This is a genomic window from Allorhizobium borbori (assembly GCF_014196535.1).
GTDB classification, from domain to species: domain Bacteria; phylum Pseudomonadota; class Alphaproteobacteria; order Rhizobiales; family Rhizobiaceae; genus Ectorhizobium; species Ectorhizobium borbori.
The window spans coordinates 1-8244 of sequence record NZ_JACIDU010000042.1 but is presented as its reverse complement, the minus strand read 5'-3'; the positions used below and the strand labels follow the sequence as shown (position 1 = coordinate 8244).

8 protein-coding genes and 2 pseudogenes are annotated in these 8244 nt (G+C 61.2%); 7 read left to right on the top strand and 3 right to left on the bottom strand.

Going from position 1 to position 8244, the window contains the following annotated elements; translation table 11 throughout:
- Positions 1-263: 263 nt before the first annotated feature.
- The 3 genes from pta to GGQ66_RS22600 all read right to left on the bottom strand — a co-directional run bounded on the left by pta (position 264) and on the right by GGQ66_RS22600 (position 4237).
- The gene (gene pta, locus GGQ66_RS22610; protein WP_183795957.1) at positions 264-1862 is read right to left on the bottom strand and encodes a phosphate acetyltransferase; all 1599 of its coding nucleotides are present in this window, start codon (positions 1860-1862) and stop codon (positions 264-266) included.
- A gap of 12 nt (positions 1863-1874) precedes the next feature.
- Entirely contained in the window at positions 1875-3098 is a 1224-nt protein-coding gene (locus tag GGQ66_RS22605; RefSeq protein WP_183795955.1) for an acetate/propionate family kinase, read from the bottom strand.
- 206 nt (positions 3099-3304) lie between these two features.
- Positions 3305-4237: a LysR family transcriptional regulator gene (locus GGQ66_RS22600; RefSeq protein ID WP_183795953.1), complete on the bottom strand. Its 933-nt coding sequence runs from the start codon at positions 4235-4237 to the stop codon at positions 3305-3307.
- Positions 4238-4394: 157 nt separating this feature from the next.
- On the opposite strand from GGQ66_RS22600, the gene GGQ66_RS22595 reads away from it, so the two are divergent.
- The 7 genes and pseudogenes from GGQ66_RS22595 to GGQ66_RS22570 all read left to right on the top strand — a co-directional run bounded on the left by GGQ66_RS22595 (position 4395) and on the right by GGQ66_RS22570 (position 8157).
- The gene (locus GGQ66_RS22595; RefSeq protein WP_183795951.1) at positions 4395-5576 is read left to right on the top strand and encodes a muconate/chloromuconate family cycloisomerase; all 1182 of its coding nucleotides are present in this window, start codon (positions 4395-4397) and stop codon (positions 5574-5576) included.
- Positions 5577-5587: 11 nt separating this feature from the next.
- Positions 5588-5878, top strand: coding sequence for a muconolactone Delta-isomerase (catC, locus tag GGQ66_RS22590; RefSeq protein WP_183795949.1), 291 nt, complete (start codon positions 5588-5590; stop codon positions 5876-5878).
- 73 nt (positions 5879-5951) lie between these two features.
- Complete coding sequence (gene catA / locus GGQ66_RS22585) at positions 5952-6890, top strand: catechol 1,2-dioxygenase (RefSeq protein WP_183795947.1); 939 nt, start codon at positions 5952-5954, stop codon at positions 6888-6890.
- 121 nt (positions 6891-7011) lie between these two features.
- Positions 7012-7311, top strand: a pseudogene (locus tag GGQ66_RS22580) (Rieske 2Fe-2S domain-containing protein); the annotation flags it as partial.
- Positions 7289-7519, top strand: a pseudogene (locus GGQ66_RS23440) (MFS transporter); the annotation flags it as partial. The pseudogenes GGQ66_RS22580 and GGQ66_RS23440, both read left to right, overlap by 23 nt.
- 70 nt (positions 7520-7589) lie before the next feature.
- Positions 7590-7982, top strand: a complete 393-nt coding sequence (locus GGQ66_RS23435) for an MFS transporter (RefSeq protein ID WP_237359054.1) — start codon at positions 7590-7592, stop codon at positions 7980-7982.
- Positions 7983-7995: 13 nt separating this feature from the next.
- Positions 7996-8157, top strand: coding sequence for a benzoate/H(+) symporter BenE family transporter (locus GGQ66_RS22570; RefSeq protein ID WP_183795945.1), 162 nt, complete (start codon positions 7996-7998; stop codon positions 8155-8157).
- The last annotated feature ends 87 nt before the right edge of the window (positions 8158-8244 follow it).

Here is an 8244-nt window from a genome sequence, read left to right as displayed (position 1 = left end):
TTCCGGCTTCCTGGATGAGCGACTGGTACGACATGATTTCCTCCTCATGTGTCGTTTATCGTTGCGTTGGAGCCTATTAATCCGATCCCAACATCGTTGTGGAGGGCCTTCAGTGTGCAGTTGTATAACTTTACAAATCTTCCTTGTAATGTTGTAATGTGTTTGTAATGCAGGGGTTGTCGCAGGCTGGAACGTAGAGAGGGCCCGCCATCCTGTGATGACGAGCCCCGTAAATCGACGGCTTTGAATGATGTTGTGGTCGATCAGGCCTTCACGGCCTGAATGGCCGTCAGTGCGATCGTGTAGACGATGTCATCAACCAGCGCGCCGCGCGACAGATCGTTGACCGGCTTGCGCAGACCCTGCAGCATCGGACCGACGCTGATGACCTCCGCCGAACGCTGCACCGCCTTGTAGGTGGTGTTGCCGGTGTTGAGATCGGGGAACACGAAGACGGTTGCACGACCGGCGACCTTGCTGTTCGGGGCCTTCTGGCGACCGACCGACTCGACGCTGGCGGCATCGTATTGCAACGGGCCATCGATGGCGAGGTCAGGACGCTTTTCCTGCGCGATCCGAGTTGCTTCCGTGACCTTCTCCACGTCCGGGCCACCGCCGGAGCTGCCGGTGGAGTAGGAAATCATCGCCACGCGCGGCGGAATGCCGAAGGCCGCAGCCGAATCGGCGGACTGAATGGCGATTTCCGCCAGTTCTTCCGCAGTCGGGTTCGGATTGACGGCACAATCGCCGTAGACGAAGACCTGATCCGGCATCAGCATGAAGAACACGCTCGACACCATTTTCGAGCCCGGTGCGGTCTTGATCAGCTGCAGGGCGGGGCGAATGGTGTTGGCGGTGGTGTGAACCGCACCGGACACAAGGCCATCGACCTCATCAAGCGCCAGCATGACCGTGCCGAGAACGACGGTGTCCTCGAGTTGTTTCGCGGCTTCTTCCGGGGTCAGGCCCTTGCTCTTGCGCATCTCGACCATCGGCGCGATGTAGCGCTCACGCACATCTGCGGGGTCGATGATTTCGATCCCTGCTGGCAGGGAAACGCCCTGCTCGGCGGCCACGCGCTCTATCGCGCTGCGGGTGCCGATCAGCACGCAATTGGCAATGCCCTTTTCCTGGCAGATGGCGGCGGCGCGGATCGTGCGCGGCTCGTCGCCTTCCGGCAGGACGATACGCTTGCCGGCGGCGCGGGCCTTTTCCATCAGTTCGTAGCGGAACACAGGCGGCGGCATGAGCTCATCACCGGCAGGCGCGATCTTGGCCTTCAGCGCTTCGGTATCGAGCTCCGCGGGATCAGCCGACACGATGCCGAGCAGAGCCAGCGGCTTTTTCGGCAGCAGCTTGCCGGCCTGCTGGATCTCGGCGGCGAGAGCCGTGGCCGAGGTGCCCGCAGAAACGCCGGTGAGAATGTAGCCGATGACCTGACCATGTTCGGCAGCACTTGCCTGGGCGCTGTGCTCGATCTGGCGGGCGATCTCCTGCGGCGTGCCGGCACCCGAGGCGACGAGAATGGTGCGGGCACTGAGATTGCGGGCAAGCTTGAGGTTGAGAGCTGCGGAAAACAGGCGTTTGGTGTCGTGCGTCAGGCCTTCGGTCACGACGACATCGACGCCTTTGGCGGCCTTCTGGAAGAGCGTCACGACGTCTTCCATGATCTGTTCGAGTTCGCCGAGGGCCAGCAGATGTTCGACCCTGTCCAGCGATACGGATGCGGCATCGGCATTGTCGGAAACAGGCTTGAAAAGGCCGGCGCTGAAGCCGGCCCTGGTGAGAGCGGCAACAAGGGCCGAGGACACCGAAGCCAGGGAAACATCATGGCTGGCGGGTGCAAGAAAGAGGGTGGTCATTGTGTTCTCCGCTCAGGCCGCAAGGCCTGCCAGCTTGGCAGTATCCATCGCGATCATCATTTCCTCGTCGGTGCTGATGACCAGTGCCGGCAGGGACTCTTCTGTGGTGATGCGACCAACCTTGCCGCGGGTGCAGGCGGCATTGGCGTCGTCATCCAGCTTGAGGCCGAGGAAGCCCAGACGGTTGATGACATTGGCGCGCACATAAGCCGAATTCTCACCGATGCCGCCGGTCAGGAGCAGTGCATCCAGACGGCCAAGGCCGACAGTAAGTGCGGCGATGTGCTTGGCCAGACGATAGCTGAAGATATCGAGCGCGAGCTTGGCGGCCTCATTGCCGGCGGAGGCGGCTTCCTGCAGTTCGCGACAATCGCTGGAGAGCTCCGAAAGGCCGAGCAGGCCGGACTTCTTGTTCAGAACGTCCATGACGCCGGCGACGCTGAGGTTCAGTTCGGAGCCGAGATAGCCGATGATGCCGGGATCGATGTCACCGGAGCGGGTGCCCATTACCGAGCCTTCGAGCGGGGTGAGGCCCATGGTGGTGTCCACGCTCTTGCCGCCCTTGATGGCGGTGGCCGATGCCCCGTTACCGAGATGGGCGCAGACGAAGGCCGTCTCTTCCAGCGGCTTGCCAAGCAGTTCGGCGGCCTTGCTGGTGATGTAGCGATAGCTGGTGCCGTGGAAACCGTAGCGGCGTACGCCATGCTCGCGATAAAGCGACATGGGGACGGCATAAAGATAGGCGTGTTCCGGCATGGTCTGGTGGAAGGACGTGTCGAAGACAGCCACCTGCGGCAGATCAGCGAACTGCTGCATCGCGGTGCGGATGCCGAGCAGGTTGGCCGGATTGTGCAACGGCGCAAGTTTGGAGCACTTCTCGATTTCAGCGAGAACGGAATCATCGATGACGACGGTGGACTTGAAGACCTCGCCACCATGCACGACGCGATGGCCGACTGCTTTCACGCTGTCCAGCAGGTCCTCGTCCTTGAGACGGGCGATGATCGCGTCCATTGCGGCGGCGTGGTTGCCGCCTTCCAGCGGGCTTACATCCTTTTCGCCCGGCTGGCGAAAGCTGCGACGCGGCGTTGGGCCATGCTTGAAGGTGATCTGGCTGCCCGCCATGCCCAGCTTTTCGGCGAGGCCGGACAGGACTTCCTGCTGGCTGACAGGATCGATCAAGGCGAACTTCAGAGACGAGCTGCCACAGTTAATGACGAGAATGCAGGATTTCATGGAGACTCCACCCAGAGGAAACGATTGAGTAAATCATCGCGCGCCGCTACCGGGAAATAGCGTGGCTTTGATGGACGCTGCCGAATGGCGGCGCTGCCCATTGACGGCCAGAATACTCCTCCTTCTGGTTTCGTCGGGTTGGCGACTGTCGGTACAGCGCGGGCAACTTATCGCAGTGCAGTCGGTTTGTCTTTTCTGCTTTAGCCTTATTTTTCTCCCGGCGGAAATGTGCAGCAGGACGTGCTCAGGGGCGGGTTTTCGGCATACATTTCAGCGATGAGCTTCTTCACGAGGGTGATATAGACCGAGGTATCTCCCACCCGGTGATTGAGGATGACCGGTGAGGTCGCGCCTTCCCCCTCCAGCAGTCGGTAATGCACGTCGGAGCGCATCTGGCGGGCCGAGGAGGGGATGATGCACACCCCAGCCTCCGCCGCGACCAGACCGAGCGCGGTCTGGATTTCGCGGACTTCCTGCACCTCGACCGGCCGGACATCGTGCCGGTGCAGCAGGCTGAGAACCTGATCGGCATAACTTGGCCGTGGTTCCTTGGGGTAGACGATCACCCGCTGGGCATCGAGCGCCGCCACCGGCAGCGGGGTGAGCGCCATGCTGAGCGGCGAGCCCTGCGGCACCGCGACGACGAGACGCTCGTCGCGCAGGACCGTGCCGATGACATTGGGATCGCTATGACGCAGGCGGCCGATGCCGATATCGATACGGCCTTCCTTCAACGCCGGAAGCTGCTGCACCGAGATCAGCTCCAGTAACTGAATATCGAGTTCCGGCGCGTGCTTGCGCAGCTTGCGTACCAACGGTGGCAAGCCGCCATAAAGAGTGGAGGCCACGAAGCCGATGGAAAGCACGCTGTTCTGGTTCAATCCCACGCGCCGCGTTGCAGCGCGCATCTGGTCGACCCGGCCAAGTACCTGCAGCGCCTGCTCATAGAACAGCCGCCCGGCATCCGTGAGGCGAATCGGCCGGCTCTTGCGAATGATGAGCTCTACGCCAAGCTCTTCTTCCAGCAACTGGATCTGCCGGCTAAGCGGCGGCTGGGCGATGTGCAGCATCTGGGCGGCGCGGGTAAAATTACGCTCGCGCGCCACGGCAACGAAATAGCGCATCTGGCGAAGGTCCATGATCCGGCTCCTGCATAACCCTTATAGGCCTCTTTGATATGTCGCAGCGCGAAACGCGCGAAATAGAGGCAAAAGCGCCCGTATCATATCTTAAAGGTATTATAGCAAACGTAAATGGTGTTGGACGCCGGGTCTTTACCTGTCGCAGTTTAGGGGCATGAACACGACCTTTGCACCCCACGCCCCGACCGCCGCTCTCGTTCCCATCGTCGAACGGATCGAAACCGTACTGGTCGATCTGCCGACCATCCGCCCGCACAAGCTATCCGTTGCGACGATGAACGGGCAGACCCTCATGCTCGTGAAGCTCCATTGCAGCGATGGCATCGTCGGCATCGGCGAGGGCACGACCATTGGCGGTCTGGCCTATGGCGGCGAAAGCCCGGAGAGCATGAAGCTGGCGATCGATACCTATTTCGCGCCGGTGATGGTGGGGCAGGATGCGACCCGCGTGCAGGCGCTGATGGCGCGGATCGGCAAGATGGTGAAGGAAAACCGCTTCGCCAAGAGCGCTGTGGAGACCGCGCTGCTCGATGCGCAGGGCAAGCGTCTCGGTCTTCCGGTCAGCGAATTGCTGGGCGGTCGTCTGCGCGATCGTCTGCCGGTTGCCTGGACGCTCGCCTCCGGTGATACCGCCCGCGACATCGCCGAGGCAGAAAAGATGCTCGACCTGCGCCGCCACCGGATTTTCAAGCTGAAGATCGGGGCGAAGGGCTTGCAGGAAGATATTGCCCATGTCGCGGCGATCAAGCGGGCACTGGGTGAACGCGCCGCAGTGCGTGTCGATGTGAACATGGCCTGGAGCGAAACCGAGGCAGCCTATGGCATGGCGGCGCTTGCCAATGCGGGCTGCGAACTGGTGGAGCAGCCGGTCGGTTCCGCGGCGGCGCTGTTGCGGCTCATGCGCCGTTTTCCCGTCGCGCTGATGGCCGATGAATCACTGACAGGTCCTGCTTCGGCCTTCGAGATCGCCCGCAACAGCGGCGCCGATGTCTTCGCAATCAAGATCGAGCAGAGCGGGGGTCTGTTCAATGCGCAGCGGGTGGCGGCCGTTGCCGATGCGGCCGGGATCGAACTTTATGGAGGCACCATGCTGGAAGGCGCGGTGAGCACAATTGCTTCCGCACAGGTGTTCGCCACCTTCGCCAATCTGCAATGGGGTACGGAACTCTTCGGCCCGCTGCTTTTGACGGAGGAAATTCTGGTGACGCCGCTGGATTACAGCGATTTCGGCCTGACGGTCCCCACCGGGCCGGGGCTCGGCATCGAGCTTGATGAGGATCGCGTCGCCTTCTTTGCCCGCGACGGGCTGCGCAAGACGATCAGCACTGTGGTTTAAGGAGACCAGCCATGCTTTTCCATGTCCGGATGGATGTCAACATTCCCCGCGGTCTCCCCGCTGAGGAGGCCAAGGCCATCATTGCGAAGGAAAAGGCCTATTCGCAGGCTCTTCAGCAAAGCGGCAAGTGGCGGCACATCTGGCGCATTGCCGGAGAATACGCAAATTTCAGCATTTTCGACGTGAAGGACAATGCGGAACTGCACGAGGTTCTCTCGGGCCTGCCGTTGTTTCCTTTCATGAAGATCGAGGTCAAGCCGCTTCTGCGGCATCCCTCGTCGATCCGTGAGGATGATACCTGACGCCATCGTCAGGGCGCTGCCGAGAGGACGGGAGCGCACCCGGTTTCAAGACAACCCGTGTGGAGGAATGACAATGACCGTTAAGATTTTTGACCGGCCTGATATCCAGGAGTTTCTGAATACCGTGAGCGGCTATGACAAGGCGGACGGCAATCCGCGCGTCAAGCAGATCACCCATCGGATCGTGTCCGACCTTTTCAAGGCCATCGACGATCTCAACATCACCCCCGATGAATACTGGGCCGGTATTGCCTGGTTGAACGAAATCGGCGCAGCCGGGCAGGCCGGCCTGATCTCGCCCGGTCTTGGTCTCGACCACTTCCTCGACGAACGTCTGGACGCCATCGACGCGGCGCTTGGCATTGAAAACCCGACGCCCCGTACCATCGAAGGTCCGCTCTACGTTGCCGGCGCCCCGGTTTCGACCGGTTTTGCCCGTCTCGATGATGGCACGGACGAGAACGGCCACACACTGATCATGCATGGCACGGTCTACGGTTCCGACGGCAAGCCTCTGCCGGGCGCACAGGTCGAGGTCTGGCACTGCGATACGCGCGGTTTCTATTCGCATTTCGACCCGACCGGAAAGCAGGCGCCGTTCAACATGCGCCGCACGATCATTGCCGACGAAAAGGGCTGTTACAGGTTCCAGAGCATTCTGCCGAGCGGCTACGGCGTTCCCCCGGGCAGCCCGACGGAGCAACTCCTGTCCAGCCTTGGCCGCCACGGTCAGCGTCCGGCGCATATCCACTTCTTCATCAGCGCCGACGGTCACCGCAAGCTGACGACGCAGATCAATATCGAGGGCGATCCGCTGATCAACGATGACTTCGCCTATGCGACCCGTGACGGTCTGGTTCCCTCGGTCATCGAGCGGACCGACGAGCAGAGCATCCACGCCAACAACCTGAACGGCCCGTTTGCCGAAATCGTCTTCGACATTCGTCTGACGGCTCTGATCGACGGCGTCGACAATCAGGTCAACGAACTGCGTAAGCGCGCTGCCGCCTGACGGCATTTCCGGCGGCCCCTCTCTGAAGGAGGGGCCGCCAACGACAAACCCAAAAAACTCCAACATCGATATTTTAGCGAGGGCTGCGCCGGAAGGGCGCACCCTTCACGGGAGACGTTTCATGTCTGCGATTATCGACAAGGCCCGGGATCTCGATCATCTGCTGGCAACCGCCGTGCGGATGACAAGGAGGCCGGCATATTCCGCTGCCGTCGCGATATCTTCACCAATGAAGACCTGTTCGAACTGGAGATGAAGCACATCTTGCGAAAGCAACTGGGTCCATATGGCGCATGAACGCCAGATCTCGGACAATAACGACTATTACACCACTTATACTGGCCGTCAGCCCGTTGTCATTACCCGCGACAAGACGGGCGAACTCAACGCGGTCATTAATGCCTGCGCACACCGCGGCGCTGATGAACGAATATGCGCCGAAGCGCCTGCGCGGCACCATGGTCGCACTGAAGTTCTCCGGCTATTCCGTCGGCGGCATAGTGGCGGCTGGTCTCAGCATCGGCCTCATTCCGCAATATGGCTGGAAGCCGAGGTTCTTCATTGCCGCCGTACCGCTGGTTCCGTTGCCTTTCATCCTGTGGAAGCTGCCGGAATCGCTTAGCTTCCTGATCCGTCAGGGCAAGCAGGAGCAGGCGCGGCGTATCTTTGCCAAGTTGGCCCCGTCCACCCGGCTTGACGATGGCGACACGCTGGTCTTCACCGAAGCCAAGGGCGCAAGCCGCCGTTTTGATTGCGCTGATCGGCTTCGACCCGCCCGCCGGCGTACTCTTCCTGCTGGTCTTCATTGCCGGCGCTACCGCGATCGGCACGCAGATACTGCTCTACGCCAGCGTCGCGCAACTCTACCATCTTTCGGTGCGCTCCACCGGATTGGGCTGGGCGTCGGGTGTTGGTCGCATCGGGGCCATCGTCGGTCCGACCTTCCGCGGCGTGCTTCTCGCCCAGCAGCTTCCGCTGCAGCAGAACTTCCTGATCTTCGCCATTCCGGCGGCGGTCTCGACGCTCGCCATGGTGGTCTTTGCCGTCAGCAATGCGCGGCGCACCAACGCCGTCCAGTTCGCAACGGCCTGAGGGAGATGCTACGATGGCCGGCAAGCCGGGCAGTTTCCTTGGCGACGCGTCGCTTTCGGCCATTCTGGCCGGCGTCGTCTCCACGCTCATCGCCTATGCCGGGCCGCTGGTCATCGTATTTCAGGCAGCGCAGGGGCTAAAGTGTTTAGTCCCGGCATTTGATGGTACGGATTGAGTTTAAACCGTTTTGGCTCTGTTGCCCAGATTTTGCAGATGAATTCGTAGGGCGTCAGGCCGCGCAGTGTCTTTAACCGCCGGCCGT

What these genes read in the sequence shown, in the direction of transcription:
- pta (WP_183795957.1), bottom strand. Translation starts at nt 1,862, where the DNA reads ATGACCACCCTCTTTCTTGCACCCGCCAGCCATGATGTTTCCCTGGCT.
- GGQ66_RS22605 (WP_183795955.1), bottom strand. Translation starts at nt 3,098, where the DNA reads ATGAAATCCTGCATTCTCGTCATTAACTGTGGCAGCTCGTCTCTGAAG.
- GGQ66_RS22600 (WP_183795953.1), bottom strand. Translation starts at nt 4,237, where the DNA reads ATGGACCTTCGCCAGATGCGCTATTTCGTTGCCGTGGCGCGCGAGCGT.
- GGQ66_RS22595 (WP_183795951.1), top strand. Translation starts at nt 4,395, where the DNA reads ATGAACACGACCTTTGCACCCCACGCCCCGACCGCCGCTCTCGTTCCC.
- catC (WP_183795949.1), top strand. Translation starts at nt 5,588, where the DNA reads ATGCTTTTCCATGTCCGGATGGATGTCAACATTCCCCGCGGTCTCCCC.
- catA (WP_183795947.1), top strand. Translation starts at nt 5,952, where the DNA reads ATGACCGTTAAGATTTTTGACCGGCCTGATATCCAGGAGTTTCTGAAT.
- GGQ66_RS23435 (WP_237359054.1), top strand. Translation starts at nt 7,590, where the DNA reads ATGGCGACACGCTGGTCTTCACCGAAGCCAAGGGCGCAAGCCGCCGTT.
- GGQ66_RS22570 (WP_183795945.1), top strand. Translation starts at nt 7,996, where the DNA reads ATGGCCGGCAAGCCGGGCAGTTTCCTTGGCGACGCGTCGCTTTCGGCC.